At 61.0% G+C, this 19,642-nt stretch carries 12 protein-coding genes; all 12 read right to left on the bottom strand.

Annotation, left to right across the window (positions count from 1 at the left end):
- Nucleotides 1-180: 180 nt before the first annotated feature.
- Complete coding sequence (locus tag K9B37_RS16005; protein WP_224314501.1) at nt 181-2,100, bottom strand: response regulator; 1,920 nt, start codon at nt 2,098-2,100, stop codon at nt 181-183.
- On the bottom strand, nt 2,097-3,830 hold the full coding sequence (locus tag K9B37_RS16000) for a response regulator (RefSeq protein ID WP_224314499.1): 1,734 nt from the start codon (nt 3,828-3,830) through the stop codon (nt 2,097-2,099). Before K9B37_RS16000 ends, K9B37_RS16005 begins: the two co-directional genes overlap by 4 nt.
- Nucleotides 3,827-4,903 (bottom strand): chemotaxis-specific protein-glutamate methyltransferase CheB, encoded by a 1,077-nt coding sequence (gene cheB, locus K9B37_RS15995; protein WP_224314497.1) that lies wholly within the window; start codon nt 4,901-4,903, stop codon nt 3,827-3,829. The genes K9B37_RS16000 and cheB overlap by 4 nt, the downstream gene beginning before the upstream one ends.
- Nucleotides 4,900-7,161 (bottom strand): hybrid sensor histidine kinase/response regulator, encoded by a 2,262-nt coding sequence (locus K9B37_RS15990; RefSeq protein ID WP_224314495.1) that lies wholly within the window; start codon nt 7,159-7,161, stop codon nt 4,900-4,902. Before K9B37_RS15990 ends, cheB begins: the two co-directional genes overlap by 4 nt.
- 27 nt (nt 7,162-7,188) lie before the next feature.
- The gene (locus K9B37_RS15985) at nt 7,189-8,865 is read right to left on the bottom strand and encodes a methyl-accepting chemotaxis protein (RefSeq protein ID WP_224314494.1); all 1,677 of its coding nucleotides are present in this window, start codon (nt 8,863-8,865) and stop codon (nt 7,189-7,191) included.
- A 1-nt stretch (nt 8,866) separates the two neighbouring features.
- Nucleotides 8,867-9,463 carry a chemotaxis protein CheW gene (locus K9B37_RS15980; RefSeq protein WP_224314492.1) on the bottom strand — a complete coding sequence of 199 codons (597 nt, stop codon included), beginning with the start codon at nt 9,461-9,463 and terminating at the stop codon, nt 8,867-8,869.
- Nucleotide 9,464: 1 nt separating this feature from the next.
- Complete coding sequence (locus K9B37_RS15975) at nt 9,465-10,913, bottom strand: CheR family methyltransferase (RefSeq protein ID WP_224314490.1); 1,449 nt, start codon at nt 10,911-10,913, stop codon at nt 9,465-9,467.
- On the bottom strand, nt 10,913-11,419 hold the full coding sequence (locus K9B37_RS15970; RefSeq protein ID WP_224314488.1) for a chemotaxis protein CheW: 507 nt from the start codon (nt 11,417-11,419) through the stop codon (nt 10,913-10,915). The genes K9B37_RS15975 and K9B37_RS15970 overlap by 1 nt, the downstream gene beginning before the upstream one ends.
- 98 nt (nt 11,420-11,517) lie before the next feature.
- Nucleotides 11,518-13,692: a tetratricopeptide repeat protein gene (locus K9B37_RS15965; RefSeq protein WP_224314486.1), complete on the bottom strand. Its 2,175-nt coding sequence runs from the start codon at nt 13,690-13,692 to the stop codon at nt 11,518-11,520.
- A complete protein-coding gene (locus K9B37_RS15960; RefSeq protein WP_439651740.1) occupies nt 13,683-14,747 on the bottom strand; it encodes a family 8 glycosyl hydrolase in 1,065 nt (354 codons plus the stop codon). The genes K9B37_RS15965 and K9B37_RS15960 overlap by 10 nt, the downstream gene beginning before the upstream one ends.
- A gap of 31 nt (nt 14,748-14,778) precedes the next feature.
- A complete protein-coding gene (locus tag K9B37_RS15955) occupies nt 14,779-17,205 on the bottom strand; it encodes a cellulose biosynthesis cyclic di-GMP-binding regulatory protein BcsB (RefSeq protein WP_224314482.1) in 2,427 nt (808 codons plus the stop codon).
- Between the two features lie 224 nt (nt 17,206-17,429).
- Nucleotides 17,430-19,640 carry a UDP-forming cellulose synthase catalytic subunit gene (gene bcsA / locus K9B37_RS15950; RefSeq protein ID WP_224314480.1) on the bottom strand — a complete coding sequence of 737 codons (2,211 nt, stop codon included), beginning with the start codon at nt 19,638-19,640 and terminating at the stop codon, nt 17,430-17,432.
- Nucleotides 19,641-19,642: the final 2 nt, after the last annotated feature.

Here is a 19,642-nt window from a genome sequence, read left to right as displayed (position 1 = left end):
TCAGTCCCAACAACGCACGAAAACGTCGTTAATGCTGTCAAATTCGCGCGATTCCGTTCGCAACCGCTACCAAATTGTGGCCACAGCGTCCGTTTCAAAGGAGCTTAGGGGACTTTAATGGGTCATGGAGCCAGCCCTTTAGAGTATTCAAGACCGGCGCAAGGCAACTTCAGCCAGTTCTCAGGACCGGGCTGCAAAGGTAGGCGTTCGGGTCTCCAGCACCTCCTTGACCCTCGCGGCCAGTTCGGCCCGCCCAAAAGGCTTGTGCAGCATAGGATAACCTTCAGGCACTCTTTCCGGATCCGCATAGCCCGTGACGAGAAGAACCGCGAGATTCGACCTCTGTTTGCGGGCCTCGTCAGCAAGTTCAAGTCCCGTCATGCCTGGCATTGCGAAGTCGGCAATCAGGAGGTCGATCTGCTCGTCCGCACGGAGGATGTTGAGGCCGGCAGCTCCGTCTGACGCCTCAACAACGCGATGGCCCATTTCGTTCAGGTAAGCGGCAGTGACAGCCCTGACATCTGGATCGTCATCGACAAGCAGGATGCGAACGCGCTGAGTTAGAGGAGTGATCGTCGCCTCTTTCGGATCTGCATTGTGTTGGTCCGAGGCCGTACGGGACAGGTAAAGTTCAACGATCGTTCCCCTTCCGATCGTACTGTCGATCGTGACGGTCCCTCCGGATTGACGGGCAAGGCCATAGGCCATCGGAAGGCCGAGCCCGGTGCCTTTGCCGACTTCCTTGGTCGTGAAGAAGGGCTCAAGCACCCTGCTCAGGATGTCGGGAGGGATACCGGCACCGGTGTCTGTAACGGAGACTACGACATATTCGCCGGCGTCAAGGTCGGAGACCTGTCCCGCTGCAACGGTTTGGTTGCGCGTCGACAGCGTCAGAATGCCGTTCTCGGACATCGCATCGCGAGCATTGATGCAGAGGTTCAGCACCGCCAGCTCGAGCTGATCCGGATCGACCATTGCCATCCAGAGATCGTCGGCGAGCTTCTTCTCGACACGGATCACCCCACCGAGTGTGCGCAGAAGCAGGTCGTTCATATCTGCAATAACGCGATTGACGTTCACAGTTTGCAGCCGAAGGTCCCGTTGTCGGCTGAAGCTCAGCAGCCGCTGCGTCAACGAAGCGCCGCGCTCCGCCGCGTACGTGGCATTCTTCAGAAGCTTGTTCAGACGCGGATCGTCCGGCGCTCTTCGTGAAGCGAGATCGAGGCTGCCAAGGACCGCCATCAAGAGATTGTTGAAATCGTGAGCGACGCCGCCTGCCAGCGTTCCGAGAGCCTGCATCTTGTCCGCTTGACGCAGGCGCATTTCCATCAGCTTGCGTTCCGTGATGTCACGCTCGATAGTCGCGATGGCCGTCACATTGCCGGTGGGATCGAGAATGGGAATTTGAGTGACGAAGAACCACTGCAGGTTTCCATCCGGTCCGTGCCGTTCCTCGATCTCTTCGATGGGACCGCGCGCTTCGATGGCGCGGCGTTCCGCCTGCACGATGGTGGCAACCTGCTCTTTTGGAACGAGGTCTTGCTCTCTGCGGCCCAGGCAGGCCTCGACACTCAACTTCAGGCTAGACGCTTTGCTGGTGTTCAGGCGGACGAAGCGACCTTCGCGATCCTTGAAGGATATGAGGTCGCCGATGCTCTCCATGAGGCCGCGAAGCAGCGCGCGCTCCGTATTCAGTTCACGCGTCAGGCGGTGACGCTCAAAGGCGGATGCCACCATGGCCGAGAGCGCCGCCGGTTCCCAGGGTTTGGGCGCATAGGCCGTAATCCGGCCCTTGTTCACTGCGCCGATGACAGCTTTCAGATCTGCGTAGCCGGTCAGGAGAATGGTTTCCGCGTCGCTGTGTACGCGCGCTCTGGCGAGAAACTCGTCTCCTTGCATCTCCGCCATGCGCTGATCGGAGACGATCACTGCGATATCCGGCTCATCGCGAAGAATGTCCAGAGCCTTCATGGGCGAGGACGACGTGAGCACCCGATAATCGTTTTCAAACAGATCCTCGAGCGCGACGATAATGTCCGGCTCGTCGTCGACGACCAGAATCGTGCCAAGCTTAGAAGCGTTCTTGTTCGGCGCGGTCATTCAACGTTCTGCCTTGGGATTTTGACCGTGAAGCGAGCGCCGCCCAGCGGGCCTTCGTCCACTGCAATTGTTCCCCTGTGAGCCTCGACAACGCTATAGGCGATGGCAAGTCCAAGTCCAGTTCCAGAACCTACCGGTTTGGTCGTGAAAAAGGGTTCGAAGATGCGTTCCCGCATCTCGGGCGGGATTCCCGGCCCCGTATCGCTAATTTGAATGGTATAGGTTGTCTCGTCGCTCGACGTTTCAATAGCAATGGCGCCGGTCCCACTGATGGCGTCTGCGGCATTGCCGATGATGTTCATCACGACCTGGTTGAGGAGGGCGGGAGAACAATACAGATCCGGCGCGCCCCCGTAATGACGTCGAATATCGATCCGGGTCCCGAGCCTGTGGCCGAGAAGCGCCAGAACTGTTTCGATGGATTCGCGGACGTTGACGGTTTGGAAGCCGCCCTCATCCAGGCGCGAAAAACGTCGCAGATTGAGGACGAGTTCCTGAATGCGTCCAAGTCCCAACTTCATGGCGCCGACCCGCTCGAGCGTCTTGGCGAGAGAGCGTTCCAGCCCGAGTTCGGACGGGACTTTCGCCGCGATATCGTTGAGCAGACGCTGGACGGTGCCCTGATGGGCCATGATGAAGGCAAGAGGATTGTTGATCTCGTGTGCGATGCCCGCCACGAGCTCGCCGAGAGACGCCATCTTTGCGGCCTGGACGAGCTTGGCCTGGGTGTCCCGGAGGCGATGGTTGGCCTGTTCGAGCTCGAAATTGGCCTTTGCCAGAGCCCCTGCGAGGGAGGCCCGTGCTTCGGCCGAGGCAGCTTCGGCTTTTGCCCGTTCGACTGCAAGCTCCCGCTCGCGCAGCTCGGCTTCTATGCGCCAGTTCTCATCCTGCAGAAGCTTTCGGCGGACTAGGGCCCGGATACGCACCCGCATGGCATCTGGCTCCGCAGTCGCCGGGACCACATCGTCAGCGCCTACGGCAAAGGCGCGAGCCAACGTATCGCCTCCATCCTCATTGCCGAGACCGACGATGGAAAAGCTCGGGAGTTCCATGCCCGGCAAGGGAGCAAGGCCACGATAGGTATTCAATTGACGACAAAGCTCGATCCCGTCGAAGCTCGAGCTGAGGATGTTGACAAGGATGCAGTCCCACGAGGCACCAGGCCTGGATACAAGCCGCAGCGCTTCCGCTGAGGCGCTCGCGAGCGTGACTTCATAGCCCTCCCGGTTCAGGAGGTCCTGGAGATGAGCCCGTCGGGTCGCACTGTCATCCACGACCATGAGGCGTGCCCGCCGAAACGTACTGAAGCTGGGCCCCTCCCGACCTTCCTTGATGTCGGGGGCCGCGCGTCGACGCAGGAGTGCCCTGATTCGGAGGATGATCAGATCCTGCTCCGCCGCCTTGGAGATATAGGCATCGGCGCCGCTTTCCAGGCCTTGCCGCTCGACGGCACGCTCCTCCGTCAGCATGATCACGGGAATCGCGCGGGTCCGGACATTCAGTCGCATCTGGCGCGACAGCTCGTCGCCGTTCATGCCGGGAAGATGGTAATCGGCGATGACAAGATCGGGGAGGCCCGTATTCAGGGTGTCGAGAGCAGCCTCCGCGGTTGCTTGCCAATCGACCGCAAAACCGTTGGTCTGCAGCATGTGCCGCAACTGGAGTGCCTGCGTTTCGGAGTCTTCGACAAGAAGGATGCGGGCGGTGGGAGATGCGGGGCCGTCGCTCATTCGCTTTCTCCCTTGGCGAGTCGCAAGACACGGGGGGCGATCAGGTCGAGGGGGAGGCTGACTCGCGCGCCGCCCATGCGGACCGCCGCCGCAGGCATACCATAAACGACGGCCGTGCTTTCATCTTCGGCAACAGTATAGCCTCCAGCCTTGCGAAGATCCGTCAAACCCTTTGCTCCATCCTCGCCCATGCCAGTCAGTAAAATACCCATGCCTCGCGCTCCAACGGTTTCGGCGATGGATTCGAACATCGAAGTGGCAGAGGGCCGTTGTCCGCCGACAGGGGGCGCGGCGCTGAGGCGCAGGGTGCCTGCCGGCGACAGGAGCAGGTGACGATCGCCGGGCGCTACGTAAACTTTTCCGGCGAGAGGAATCTCCTGATCTCGGGCCAGGCGAGCTTCAAGGGCGATCAACCCGTCCAACCAGGATGCGAACCCTTCCATGAACGGCGCGCCCATGTGCTGGACCAGGAGAATGGGAAGAGGAAAATCTTCTGGAAAGGCGCCCAAGATCTTAGCAAGGGCAGGGGGGCCTCCTGTCGAGGCCGCTATGCCGAGAACCGTAGGCCGAACATTGTTGTCTCGGGCCTCTTCCGTCCAAGACGGGCGCGCGGCAAACGCCGGTCTCCAGGCGAAGGAGCGCCGCCGCACCACAGGCACCTGACTCATGATATAGAGCTGGGTGCAGATCGTCTCCGCAATACCATCATATCCTGCGCTTGTGACGCCGACGGGTTTTTCGACCACTGACAAGGCACCCGCCCGCAGGGCATTCATGGAAATTTGAAGAGCGGAGTCTTCGACGCTGCCGGCAATGACGACGATGGGTGTGGGATGCTCGGACATGATCCGGCGCGTCGCTTCAAGGCCATCCATGCCGGGAAGGCGAATGTCCATGGAGATCACGTCGGGCTGGACACGTCCGATTTCCTGCAGAGCCTCCTCGGCTGATCCGACGGCAGCGGCGAGGATCAGGCGCGGGTCCCGCGCAATGATGTGAGCGAGGAGTTGGCGGATGACCAATGAGTCCTCGACGACCATCACGCGGACGCGCGATTGCGGAGAGGACGTCATAAGAGTTGCCCTATGGTTGCCAGAAGCTCGCGCTGGTCGAATTTCTGCTTGGTGATGTAAGCGCTCGCCCCAAGGTCCAAGCCTCGACGAACATCGGCAGGGTCTGCTCGTGAGGTCATCAGAATGACGGGTATCGCCGACAGGCGTGGATCGGTCTTGATGGCCTGGAGAAGACCGAACCCATCCATGCGCGGCATCTCCACGTCCGCGACGACGAGATCGACCATGGCATCGCCCGATCTCAACGCATTGAGTGCATCGATTCCATCGACGCTGAGCAGAACGCGATAGCCCTGTGCCTCGAGGATGCTTTTCTCGAGGGTCCGGGTCGTGATGGAGTCGTCGACGACGAGAACTGTGGCGCCGGGTTCCGAAGTTGCTGCCGATGTCCATCCGGCCAGACCAAGGCCGCCGGCCGCCAAACGGCTTTCATTGCGAATCCAGTGTTCGATGAGGAGTTCAGGGCTGAGAACCAGGGCCGGCATTTCATCTTCGAGAAGTACGGTACCGGAGACCGTATCGCCGAGGCCGACGGCCTGCACATCGTTTACCAGCATCGTGCGGACGTCGTGAAAGGCATTGACGGCGAGCGCGCAATAGCGAGAGCCGTGTCGAATGAGTACCGCTTTCGCGTAGCCGGCTTCGATCGGAAGAGGTGCATTGGAGGATCCTGCGAGGGCAGCAAAGGCGATAACAGGAACAATAACGTCCTGACCCCGCACATCGATCCGCACGGTAGGACGTCCCTGAACGCTTTCCAGCGACTGAACGTTCAGACGGAACAAGCGCTCCACCCCGTAGGTCGGCAATCCGAAGATTCGCCCCTCCGCCTCGACGAGCAGCAGCGGCTGGCGGGCGGCAGTAAAAGGAACCGATAGGATCGCTTCCGTGCCCCAGGGAAAGCGCGGCCGCAGGAGGACCGAGCCTTGCAGCTTCCGGACGGCTTCAGCCACGACCGACAGCCCCATGCCGCGCCCGGAGAGACGATCGACAGAATCGGCCGTCGAGAAGCCGGGCGAAAAAACCAGCGACAGCAACTGATCCATCAACGGGGCCGGATCGCCGGCGCGGCGAGGCTGCAGCAATCCTCGCTCGATGGCGACCTGCTCGATCCGGGCAAGATCTGGTCCCCGTCCGTCATCACGGACGCTGACAGCGAGGCGTCCTCCATGCGATGCCAGCTCCAAAATGACTTCAGCCCGTTCAGACTTGCCCTTGCCGATGCGCTCGGCCGCATCTTCCGCTCCGTGGCTGACCGCATTGCGGAGAAGATGCATGACCGGATCCTTGAGCGCTTGGAGCACGCGGCGGTCGGCCTGAATATCGAGCCCAGAGATTCGCACATGAACGTCCCGGCCCGTTTCACGCGCAATCTCACGGACCATATGACCGAATGTGCCGAAGACAGTTTCAGCTGAAACGAGGGATACGCGCTCAATGCTTTCCCGAACCTGCCGAGCAGCCTGGTCGGTCGTCCAGGTCGACAGTTTATGGCTACGGGACAGGGCTGACAGTTTGCGGAACAGACGTCCCAAATCCTGGTCGAAATCCCTCAGACGCGACGAGAGATTGCGGGGTCGCTCTACACCGCTCCCCGAAGGTCTTGAGGCTCCGGCCATGGTCAATATCATTTGAGAGTGGAGAACGTCCCAGCTGCGTCTGAGACCACGCGCATCGAGCTCGATCTGGCGGAGCGCTTCCGCCATCGCTTCGTCTGTCTGCAATTCGGACAGGAGCTGATGCATAGAGCTGGAGAGTTCTTCGATCTGCTCGGCGGCGACACGAAGATAGGTTCCAGCCGTATCGGACGTCTGCCCCGCTTTCTCCGTCGCAATCGCCCTTCCGGTCGCCGGAGTTTCGCTCGACCGGGGTGTTTTTCCTTCTTGCTCCCCTCCTCGTGCCGGATCACGCGTGACGACCCGGGAGGGCGCAGAGTCGGAGGAATGCGAGGCCTCGGTGACAAGATCTTCGATGGCGTCGAGACTCGCACGCACTGATGCGGCAATATTTCGATCAAGCGCTTGGCTGCCCTCAAGAATGTGAGAGAACAGAGTCTCGAGCTGATGCGCAATCTCCTCGACTGCGGGAAGGTCGACTGCCCTGGCTGCTCCCTTCAGCGAGTGCGCACGACGAAAAATATCGGCCATCTCGAACGGAGCGCCACGATCGGCGCTGTCGAGTGCCTTCCGGATCGCCTGCAGATGCTCTCGGTGTTCGACGTCGAACGCGGCAAGCAATTGTTTGCGGATATCCGTCACAGGGTGCGCTTCCAAGATCCTCGATGCTTATAGCCGATATCGTTCGACAAGCGTGAGAAGCTGCAGCGACAGATCGGACAGGTTCGCCGCCGCCATATCGAGCTGGCGCGTACCGGCCGCCGTCTGCTGACTTGCCTGTCGGATGTTCTGAAGCGCACCCATCACCTGCTCAATGCCGAGCTGCTGCTGATTGGTGGAGGCCACGATCTGCTGGAAGGTTTGCACGCTTTCCTGAACGCGGTTGGAAATCTCCGTGATCGTCTCCTGTGTCGTGTCGGTGCGCTCCTTCCCGGATGTCACGCGCTTTACGGCTTCTTCCGTCAACATTACCGACGAGTTGATGCCGCGCTGAATGTCGCCGAGGATGGAGCGCACTTGGTTCGTCGCTTCCTTGGCCTGATCGGCCAAGACCTTCATTTCGGAAGCCACGACTGCGAAGCTGCGCCCATTCTCGCCAGCAGCCGCCGCCTCGATGGCGGCGTTGAGAGCCAAGAGATGGGTTCGTTCGGAAATGTCATTGACGGAGGAGATGATCTCACCCACCGCCTGGGTTTTTTCGCTGAGTGCGACGATATTCTCGGCGACAGCCTCCGCTTGTTCACGGATGGCATCCATGGCCAGCGCAGTATCGTCGACAGCCTGCAATCCGGCGACGCTGGTCTGTGCCGTTGCCTGGGCGGAAGCGATGACCTCCTGCGCTCGCTTGCCGATTTGGGCGCCGGCATGAGTGATCTCATCGACTGTTGCCGCAGTTTCCTGCACGGCCGCGAGCTGTTCCTCGACGCTGGCGGCCTGCTCCTGGGTCGAGGCACGAATTTCGGCAGCAGCGGCATTGAGGTTCTCGGTTGCCTCCCGGCTTTGTTTGGCCAGCTGACGCAGGCCACCGACCATCTCGTTGAGCGTCGCGCCAAGGCGCCCGATCTCGTCTTTGCCGGTGACTGCGGTCTGCCCCGCGAGTTCTCCTCGCCCGACACGCTCGACGAACTGCATGAAGGTGTTCAGCGGATTGGCGATCGATGCACGGAGGGCGTAGGTGATGAGGATGCTCAGGAGTGCGACGCCTGCCAGGGCGAGTACGATGGAGGTTCTGCTTTGCTCGTAGACGTCTGCAACACGCCGCTGGCCGAGTGCAACTGCCTCGCCGAAGATGCCGCGCACCTCGTCCAGAGTGCGGATCCACTCGCCGCGATTGGCGTTGAGAGAGGTCTGGGTCGCCATGACGGCTGCGAGGTCATTGTTCTGAATGGCGGAGAACTGCCGTTCCGAATCGGTTCGTAGCTGACGCAAGGACGCGCTGGCTGACGTGAGCAGCTGAGAGATGCGGCGCCAAGCGTCCGATCGTTGAGAGGTCACGGACTGGGCCTGGAAACCGTTTACGGTTGCAATCGCTTGCGAGAGAGAATTCTCCGTCGCGCTGGCACGTTGAGCCCATTCTGCGATCAGGCTCTCATACGAACTCTGCTGCTGGCCCAAGGAGCGTAAGAGGAAGCGCGACAGGACGTCTTCCCGCAGGGCTCGCATGTCGTTCTGCTGGGCGCCGATCGCCTCGACCTGCCGCATAAGGGCGAGGTCACGCGCAACGATCGTCTCCGTGGAAGTCCGGACATCGTCGAGCTGGTTGATCGTATAGATTCCAAGGCCGACCATCAGCGCGACAATGAAGGCGAAGCCGAGAAGGATGCGATTCGCAATCGAGATCGTCACGTTATGCTCCGGAAGCGGGAAGAGAGGGCAGGAAAGGATGGAGAAGGCGGTTTAGATCCAGAAGAGACAAGATTTTTTCCTGATCGGCAACGTCCGATGATATTTCGGCATAGCCGAGAATAGCCTCCTTTCGGAAGCTGTTCGTTTCCTCGGGAGCGATAGGAGTGACTGTTTCAACGCCCTTGGCGCGATCGACTCTCAAAGCAATCTTCGGAGCGGATCGGCGCAGGAGCACGAGGTGTCCGTCGCTTTTTTCCGTGGCCGGCGCAGTTCCCAGGGCCGATGCCAGGTCGATGACGCTGATGAGCTGACCATTCCAGCCGAGCAGCCCGATCAGCGCCGGGGGCCCTTCAGGCAATGGGAGGCATTCGCGGAATGAAAGCACTTCGGCTATGGCATGAACGGGAATTCCATAGCTTTCCCGACCCGTGTCGCAGATAAGAACGCTTGTGGTCTCTCCCGCGAGAGGAGATTGCATCGCATGGCGCGATGCCAGGCGCTGCGTTCTCTCGTCCAGAATGCGCTGGGTTCTCTCCTCGGCAGAAAGCGAGCCGGCGCGACTGATCTGTCTCAACTTGCGTCGTAAGGTCTTTGCCATGTCACTGCTCCAGAAGGGCCGGAGTTATGGCCTGGAGGTGAAGGCGCACGAGGCCCCGAAGCTCCTTTGCCGTGAGTCCGTCGGCCTCGTCGAGCACGGTGCTCGCCGGCACGGCGGCTGCAATGCGTGCCGCATTGGCGAGGGAGCGCCGTCCAGCTCCGAGCCGCCCGTTCGCGATAAGCAGAAGTCCGAGATGGTAATGAGCCATGGCAAAGCTCTTATCGAGATAGATGCTTCGGCGAAAGGCCCTCTCGGCGCGGATGGGATTATCGATCGCGTGGGAGATCAGGCCCTCGTAGTAATGGAGAACCGCATTCAGCGGCTGAGCCAGAAGCGCTCTTCGGCAAAGATCTTCGGCTGCGCTGAATTGCCCTGCATCGGCCAGGGCCCGGACTTCCGCTAGCAGGGAATCTGGCTCGTGAGGGAGAACAACGGGCAGAGAAGTTGGCGCAAGGGCGCGTGAGACAGGCTTTCTGGCGCGCGATTCCGGAAAAGGGCGCTCCCTCGTGCGTTGCGGAGGGGGGAGCAGCAACGGAATTCGTTGCGGAGGAACCTCGGTTTGTGCTGCAGGTCCTGTATCCTCCGTAGAGGCGCGGCGATAGGCAACAGTCCCCGGCAGATTAATCACGCGCAGGAAGCTGGCGAAGGCTGGGTTGGGTTCCGCATGTCCTAGGAGCAGCCAGCCCTCCTGGCGCAGGGTTTCTCCAAGCGCTTCGACAATGCGGATCATCGTAGCGGGATGAAAATAGATCAGGACATTCCGGCACAGGACCAAGTCGAACTCAGTAAATTGCAGTGGCGAGGTCCCTTCGAGGAGGGTCAGCAGATTGTGCCGCTCGAAGCGCACCGGCGCGCGGTATTCCTTTTTCAACCGCCATTGGTCCTTGCCTTCCAAGGGGTCAAAGAAGGCAGATCTGTCCTCGACGGAGAGAGCGCGCAAGGCCCAGCGGCCGAAGACAGCGTGGCGGGCCGTTTTCAGGAACGTCTCGTTGATGTCGGTGCCGACGATGCTGATGCGCCAGCTTTCCAATTCATCACCAAGGAGCTGTTTGAGAAGAATGGCGACCGAGTAGGGCTCTGCACCTGTGGCGCAGCCGGCACTCCAAACACGCAGGCGGCGATCCGCCGATCGGCGTGCGATGATGTCGGGCAGGATCCTTTCTCGCAGGGCCGTGAACTGCTCGGCATAGCGGAAGAAAAAGGTCTCGCCGATTGTAATGTCCGCCTCGAGGCGGGCCCATTCCTCCGGTCCGGCGACGGGATCGTTGAGGCGCTCTAGATAGCGGGCGGTATCGGAATGGCCGGTCGCGTGCAAACGCTTGCGAACCCGCTCCCAAAGCAGATCGTCCTTATCCTGATAATAGAAATGCCCAGTCCGCTCGATGACAAGCGCCTTGAGACGGGAAAAGTCTGCGTCGAATTCGAAGCGAGAGGCGAATTTCTCGGCCATCAGGCCGTAACCGACCAAGCGCCAAGGCGGTCCTGAGCCTGGCGGTTCAACGCGGCAAGGGCCTGCTGCTCCTCGACGAGCAAGATGCGGGAAGGGGAGAGCAGGTGGACAAGCCTGGGCCCAAAGTCGAGCTCGGCTTCGACGCAGCCATTCAAGCTGCCCTGGTCCCGGACCGGGCAGAGCTTGGAGGCGTCAATCTCGACGATATCCTGGACCCGATCGACCAGCAGGGCGACCGGCTGATCCTGAGCAAGACCATCAAGCAGGATGAGATGGTGATAGAGGCCATCCTCGGCATCGGCTTGGAGCCGATCCAAGCTGAACAGGATATCCAGCTGGATGACAGGAACCGCCGTTCCGCTCAGGTTGAAGAAACCGGCAACGGGCCGAGGAAGGCTGGGTGGACGCCAGAGGCGGGGCAGAGGCAGGAGTTCCCGCACTGAATCTCGCCGCAACGCACATTCCGTGCCGCTGACGTCAAAGAGGATGATCTGAAAGCCTGCCATCAATTGGGACTTGAGGAACTACGGGAAAAGCAAGAGCTGGAACCCGTATATGGGCTGGACTCGACCTTCTGCAAAGCCCTGCGCATCTGGGACCGCCCTCAGTATTGATGAAGCTGGCCGGTGATCTCCCTGATTGCGTTGAGACCGACACTCGCTTCTTCCGAGAAGCCGGTGCGATGAACGGCGGTGAAGATCTTTTCCGCATCATTCAAACGGCCGAGCTTGAAATAGGACCAGCCTCGCAGAAGCATGAGGTCGTTCTGCTCGGGAACGATGCGCGCCCGCTCGCCGAGAGCCAGGATGACATCGACCCAGCGGCCATCCCGATACGCAGCCAAAGCCCGCTGTGCCAGGATGGCAGCGCTGAGCTCCGTCCTGCGCGTTGCCGTCTGTGGCGCCTGGGCAGCGGCAACGGCGGCCTCTCCTGTCAGATCCTTGCGGAGATAGGCCAGCGATTTGCCGTAGGCCGCTTCCTCGCGAACGGTCGGGCTGCCGAGCCGCATTGCTTGATCGAAGGCGGCGACCGCCTCCATGGGCCGGTTCAATTCCATCAGGCACCAGCCAAGGGTGAGGGCAGCATTGGGAGCAAGACCGCTGGGATCGCGGGTCGCCGTGCAGGCGCGGCGCGCGCTGCCTCCGCTCCGCACGACCCGTCGGCTGCCCTGTAGCTGACGCTCCTGGGTGAGGACAGCCCTATCATAAGCTGCGACCCGGAATTCTTCGACACGCCGTGAGCGCTCCGGAGAAGACTCGGGGACCGCCGGCGGCTCGGTCGCGGTCAGGGCAGGGCGGGCGGGAGCCGCAGGAACCGGGTTCGGTTGCGGTATCGGCTGCGTTGTCACAGGGGTCCCGCGATCGCGACTGATGCCATCGGCAAGGTCCGCGATGCGCTGAGAGCGCGATCGCCATTGAGCCGTGATGGCATTGAAACGCGACCGATCATTCAAGCGCTGGCTGGCCAGAGCAATGCCATAAGCGGATGGTTCGTCATCGGCCTTCCAGCTGAGGGCGACCTCGAACCATTCGCGCGCCGTCCGGAATTGGTCCGTGTTGTAGGAGTACCAGCCGAGCGCCTGTGCACCATTAACGAAACGGGCTTTGGTAACCGCCGGGATGATGCGGGCAACGACGTTTGGACTGAGCTTGAGCGGTGGATCCTGGCTCAACAGCGCCGTAGCGACATCGAGATAGACCTGCATATTCTCGGGGGCCTTGTCGCGCCATTCATAGGCGAAAGCCTCAGCATCCACGAAGCGGTTGAGCTCGCGCAATGCGAGCGCATAGCCTTCGGCGGCCTTGGGGCCGCCATTGCGATCCAGGGCCGTCTTAAACCACGTCAGCGCCTTTTCTGGATTCTTGCGGTGATAGTTGTAGTAGCCCAGCAGAAGGGCATTGCCGGGCTCCGTTTCCCCCTCGGCTAAGCGCTCGACGACCGCAAGATCGTCGGCCGAAACGGTCAGCTTGGCGTCGGTCGAGGCCTTTTCTACGCGTCTCCTCGCAAGTTCATCCCTGATCGCGCTGAAATCGTCCGGATTGTCTCCTCCCTTTCGCTCGAAACGCAGGAGATCCGTCACTTGCTGCCCGTCGAGGAGCGTCAGCGCTTTCTGAAGGGTGCCGAGACGCTCGGCAGGATTGGCGCAGTTCGTCAGCAGATAGGTATAAACGTCCCGTGCCCTGTTCGTTTGGTTCGTCTTGGCGAAGGCTTCGGCGACACGCCATAGGGAATCGACGTTCGCGCAGGTGAGAAGCGCCGGGGTCTCGGTCGCAATCGACAGGACCGTGCGCCACTGATTGTTGTCGGACGCATTCACGAGCCTTCGGCGCGCTTCCGACACGTCGAGAGCCGCAACGAGATCCGGTGGTGGCTTCCATTGCGGATCGGCGGACTGGCGGGCCGCGATAGCGGCTCTCGCTTCGCTGAAACGATTCTCGGTATAGAGGCCCCAGAGCCGATCGGCCTCCGGGTCGCTGACCGGGCCGCCAGCGCCGCCACCGACCAGCTGGGAGAGGTCAGCCGGGGGCGTCCAATCGGGATAGAGTGCTCGCAGGCGGGCGATTTCCGCATCTACCCGGCGCGTGTCTCCTTGGGACGCGAAATAGCGCAGAGCCGATTCGTCGACCTGCGGGCGCGCCGGGGCGGGAGACGGAGGGGGTGAGGGCGACGGGCCGGTCTGATCTGATTTCGGCGACGGAGGCGAGCCTGATTGCTGGGCCAAGGCCGCGAAGCCAAGGCCGACAATCAAGAATGCCATCATGCCGCGAGTCAAAGGCATTGCGGATACTTTTCACCGATCAACGACAGGGACAGCAGATAGAGACTGGCCGGATAATAGAATTGCGGCTCGAACACCTTCAGGCTCTCCGGAACCTTGGTTCCATCGAGCGCACACGCGAGCGCGGCAGGCAGAGCCATATAGCCCTGATCCGTCAGACGCTCCCGAATTTCCCCGGTCACGACATTGACGACGGCAACGCCTTCCTGGTCCGTGATCCATCGCTGCTTGAGCGTCTTCAGCCACTCCATATCGGCCATCCCCGCCCTCAACAAGTAAAGAGGTATCCTTAACGAGTTGTAACCAAACTCAGGGTCAAATCCCTCGGCCGTGCGTGGCTGCGTACGATTGCGGATGGACATCCAGTCGGCTGGGAGATGGGTCCGGCTTGCCGTGGCCTGCTGAAGCAGCACGATGCCTTCGCGCCATACAGCGCTCCAATCATATTCTGGAGCCAAGGTGGCAAGCACCGGGAATGCTTCGAAAATCCAGTAGGAAAGGTTGACGACCGGGCCATCGGGGCGATCGGTCTGCGTGAAGCCCTTCACACCAGGTAACAGGAAGGGAAACCCGGAATTCTTGACGATGGCGGCCTTGCCGATGGCCTTCGCGAGCTTCTGAGCGGCCTGTGTGTAACGCTGATCCTGCCAGCCCACCCCGGCTTTCGCCAGAGCGTAGGCGATCAGGATGTCTCCGTCCGTCGCATTGTTGCGATCGGTGACATGGGGCGTCGCGCTGGGATCCCATTTCCAGACGGCGAGCCCGTCGTCGCGAATCAGAAACTCGGTGTAGGTGAAGGTCCAGATCTTCTCGAATGTCAGGCGGTCGCTCGCCGCGAAAGCGAGCAGGAGACCGTAGCCCTGTCCCTCGCTGTGGCTGATATTGCCGTTCGCGTTGTCGATCACGCGTCCGCTGTCGTCGATGAAGCGCGTACGATAAGCCTCCCAGTCCGCTGCCGAAACGAAACCGGTAATCTTGAGCTGTTCCAAGGGCGCGCTCCCGGCCGGCGCCATCAACCCAACCATGAACAGCATGAAGATCGCGGAACGGGACAGATATCTCGAAATGATCTTCATGCCATCCTCATCAGTTGCGGCCCAATCGCCCTAGCAACAGATAGGTCGAGATCCCGAGAAGTATGCAGCAGGCAACAAGAAGAACGGCATATTGCAGGATGTTGATCGACATCCAGTTGGCGGCCACGAGCCGGACGTTGGTGAACGAGAGAGGCTGAGTCTGAACGAAGGTGAAGCTGTCGACGGGCTCGATCTCGAGCTTGTTCTCGATGGAATCGAGGGAAGCGGCCCGACCTGACATCTGCGACCAGATCATGGGCGCCGTCAGGCGGGCCATTTCCTCCGCAAGTGCCTCCTCCGTCCGCGCCGTCACCAGGGTGCGTGTGCCAGAGCCTTCGGACAAACTCTGTGCCAGAAGGAGCGAGGAGCGCTGCGGAGGCTCGTAGGGCCGGTCCTTCTTGTCTTCGTAGGTGAGTTTCGCAACGGAGAGATTGAAAGTGTTCTCTATCCAGGTCGTAAAGGATTCGAGGCTTTGCTGCAGAACGCCGCGCTTTTGCAGCGTCTCCGACCAGCGGCGGCGAATCTCGTCCGTCGACGGTTGCTCCGCCGTCTCGGCGGCAGCCCGCCCGATCGGCATGGCGGTGGGCGCCTTCGTCGATGGCCTCGCCGTGGTTTCGGAGCGTGATCCCGCCGGGTAGGACCAATTGGGAGAGGGACTCGATTGCCAAACAGAGCGCAGATTGTCCGAGAGGTTGACTCGCCCGAGGAGGCCTGAGGGCAGTTGATCGACAGCACCGACATGGAGCACGGAGATGTCCGCGGCGCTCGCGGCATTGACGAAATAGCCTCGGACGGGCGCATTCCCATCGCGCGCCATTCGCGCGAGCAAGGTCCCGGCGGCTGAATAGTTTGGCGCATCCTGTCGCGAGAGAACAACGGCAACCGGCGCATCGCCATATGGAAAGCTGCCGGTGCTTAAGGTCGAAAGATCGGGCGTCCGGCCGATGCGTCCATAAGTTGGAATATAGAAGGATGTCGTGTCGAACAGCGCGAAACGGCTCGTGTCCGACAGCGTCTCGCCCGGAACGCAGCGATCGTCTGCGGCAGTGAGGAGAATCGTCTCGAAAGAGATGTGATTGATGCCGGGCTTGAAGTTCCGCATCGGGATGCGGATGGGATGGCGCCGGAAGATGTTGCCACGCGACGTGATCGTCATCGTCGCGCTGATCCGGTCGTTCACATAGATGTCGACGTGGCTTCCCGGCTGGACTGCGGAGGTATGGGCAGCGTCGAGATAAAGGGTCGCTTCCCCATAGTCGGTCGCGTAGAAGTCGGAGGGGAGATTGATCGCGAAGCGAGCCCGAAGGCGCCGACCCGAAAATTCCTGTGTCGGAATTCCGAGATCGGAAAAGCGGATTGCGCGTCCGCCGAGAACTGTCGGCGTCTCGGGCCATAGCCATGAAGCCGTGTCGACCGTCCCGCGGCTTGCCGCGCCGTTGAGGCCTTGGCCGCCGACGATGTTGATCGCATTGTCGAGATCGTTCCAGGTCGGTCCCGATACAAGAAGATAAGGTGCAGTCGAGCCGGGATCCTGCATCATCAGGGCGAGCGGCTGGATCGAGGCCGCATCCGGAACTGCCGGCGTGAAGCCGCGCAATTCACTGGCGATCCCCATGACCACCTTCAGCGTTCCGACTGGGGAGGGGCCGGGATCCGTCTCCAGTACTTGGATGACCGGATGCGCATAGCGACCCCGCAGGGCAACGAGCTGCACCAGGCGGAGCAGGCGGTCGCGAATCTCCGGGCGGTAGATGCGCGGAGCGACGACACGGATGGTCGTGACGCCGGCATTGTCGAATCCGATGGCAGGGAGATCTTCCAAGCTGCGGAGCGTGCGTGGCGCGCCTTCAGTGAACATGAGACTTGTCGAGGCCGCATCGACTTCCGTCCAAAGCTCGTATGTCGCTTTGACCGTACAATCCGTGCGGTGCCTCTGTATCGCCTCCATGTGGATGATGTTTTGTCCGGTCCTCAGAAGGCCGGCACGGACGGGAACGACGACCCGCTTGACCCCTTGTGATGAAACGATCGGGATTTCGGTCACCGTTTCGCCATTGATCACGACCCTGAGGTTGGACGCCTCGGGCATGACGACGACGGCGTTCTGATATCCCACCGATAGGCTCGATCCACTCGCAGCCTCGTCCTGGGTCAGGAAGAATGCCCAGCTCCGCGCGTCGGTCTCTCCCTCGAATCGGATCGTCTCAAACGGCAGAAGAGGCCGGGCTGTTCCGCGCAATGTCGCTGCCGCTGCGCTCTGCGCCCGAGGGTCCGTACCGCGGGCAGGGCCGTTTGTGCCGACAGAAGGGACGGGAGCGACATTTGGCGCTGCTGGCCGTGTCGCTTGCGGTGCCATGTTGAAGGGGGCTGAGGGCGCAGGACCGGACGCCGGTCCAGACGGGATAGGGCGCGCCACCGAAGGAGTGGCCGGTCCCATCGGCTGCGTCCCCATGTCGAAGGGCACAGGAGAAGGAGAAACAGGTGGCGAGGTGGTTTGTACTCCCCCGCCTCGTTGAGGACTATTGCTGGGATTAGACGGGGATGTCGAGCCCGGCTTTTCCGGCGTCATGCTGAAGGGAGCTGTCTGAGCCGACGCGGAATCCGCGACGAAGACGCTGAGCCCAAGGAGCAGAGTAAGAGGAAGCGCGCGCAACTCAGCCTCTATTTCGCTAGGGGAGCCGACTCGCCGGCCGCCGTGCTGGGCGATACCGGTGCCGGGGCGCCGAATTTGTGAAGGCCAAGAAGGTATGCCAATCCGCGTCCGGTCTGGTAGACAGCGACACTGAAGAACCAGAGCGTACCCCGCAGGATTCCGATATCCTGATGGCGCCGCTTCTGGAACTCGCTCCACTGATCCGCATTGGCGAAGACCAGATCGGCAATCAGCCTGTAATGCTCGGGCGTGTCGGTCAGGAAGCGGCAGCCCATCAGGACGCCTTTTTCATCCATGCTCATCTTCCGCACTTCCATCGGCAGTTGATTGATGGGGAGCTTGGAATAGGGCGAGAACTCGAGGGTGCCGAGGGCGCCTTTCTTGAGTCCGGGAAGGGCGGACTGAGTCAGACGGAGATTTGCTCCGCCGACCGAAACATCCAGAATCACGGCGTCGACAACCTTGTCACCCATGATGAAACGGCCCTGCCGCATAGTCCGCACACGGTGGCTCTGCCGACGCGTACCGCGCTCCGATACGACGCCGAGGGCGCAGCCCGCAATGATCAGATTGAGAAAGTTCCAGGCGCCCGTCACGAGCGTGACGTCAGCCTTGTAAGGTTCGGCCCAGACACGCACGGCCGTGGCGATGACACCGAGTAAGAGCAGGCCGAAGATGATGTAGAACGGGGCGCCGAGTTCCGAGACCCGGCTCAGGTTCATGGCCTCGTTCTTGGCCGTGACTTTGAAGGTGGGCTTGCTGGGGTTCGCGATGACCGAGAGGATCGCGGGCAGCAAATAGACCGTCTGGATGAACTCGTACAGATCCGAGATCCACGGCCAACGATAGCGGCCGTAGAGATAGTTCTGCATCATGAAGTTCACCATCATGTAGGTCGATGTGTAGGCGAGGAACTCGCCTCCCGACGCGGTGAAGATCTCGAGCGAAAAAAACAGATAGCAGAGCGGAGAGATCAGAAAGCAGAAACGCGTGAACGGGAAGAACCAGAACAGCGTGCTCGACATGTAGCACAGGCGCTGGGCCAGGGTGAGGCCGCGCTTCAGCGGTGGGAAGCGATAGCGCATGATCTGCATCATGCCTTGTGCCCAGCGTGACCGCTGACCGATGAAGCTCGCGAATGTGTCCGGCTGCAAGCCGGCGATCAGGGGCTTGTCGACGTAGATGCTCTTCCAGCCGCGGGAATGCAGCTCAAGCGCGGTTTCGCAATCCTCGGTGATGCTGATACCGCTGAAACCGTTCGTCTCCTGCAACGCCTCCCGTCGCAGCAGGGCGGCGGATCCACAAAAGAATGCTGCGTTCCAACGATCGAGCCCGCGCTGGATGATGCCGTAGAACATCTCGTTCTCGGAGGGCATCGTGTCGAAGGTTCCGAGGTTGCGCTCAAGAGGGTCGGGGTTGATGAAGAAGTGTGGCGTCTGCACGAGAAAGAGATTCTTCTCGGTGCTGAAATAGCCGACCGTTTCCTCAAGAAAGCTGCGCGCGGGAGCATGGTCCGCATCGAAGACCGCGACGAGATCCCCCGTCGAATGTTCGAGCCCATTGTTGAGGTTGCCGGCTTTGGCGTGCAGGTTCTTTGCACGGGTAAGGTACGTTACGTCGAGGGCTGCGCAAAGCGCCTGGAGCTCAGCGCGCCGCGCCTTCGCCTCCTCAGCCTGCAGCTTGTCGGTAGACTGGCATTTCTGGTCGGTGCCACCGTCATCGAGAAGCCAGACCGTCAGCTTATCGGCCGGATAGTTCATGGCCTTTGCGGCGGCGAGGGTCGATGCAAGGAGGCTCGCGCTTTCATTGTACGAAGGCACGAAGACGTCGACGGACGGCAGTTCTGCCTCGCCGATCTTGGGAGGGCGGCGCGAGGGCAGAGGGCTCGACACGACGAAGAGACTGAGAAAGAGCATCAGGACCGAGTACATCTCGGCCACGTAGAGCAGGATGGCCGGGATGTAATTGACCAGGTCGGTGATGGGCGGCAGGGTGCTCGTGGTTCGCCAGAAGACATAGCGCAGTACGATCGCTGTCCCGAGAGCCAGGGCGATCAGCCGCCAGATTCCTTGCAAACGAAAGAATTTCAGGACGATCATGCAGGCAACGACAACAAGTCCTGCGATGAGATGCGTCTGAAGATTGATGGGAAGGGCAACCAGCAAGAGGATCAAAGTAGCCGCTACAGCCCAGAAGGCTACGAAAAGACCCTTCTTCATGG

The sequence above is a fragment of the Microvirga puerhi genome (assembly GCF_020089865.1).
In the GTDB taxonomy this organism is placed as follows: domain Bacteria; phylum Pseudomonadota; class Alphaproteobacteria; order Rhizobiales; family Beijerinckiaceae; genus Microvirga; species Microvirga puerhi.
The sequence above is the reverse complement of the archived record's forward strand: the minus strand, read 5'-3'. Positions and strand labels throughout refer to the sequence as shown.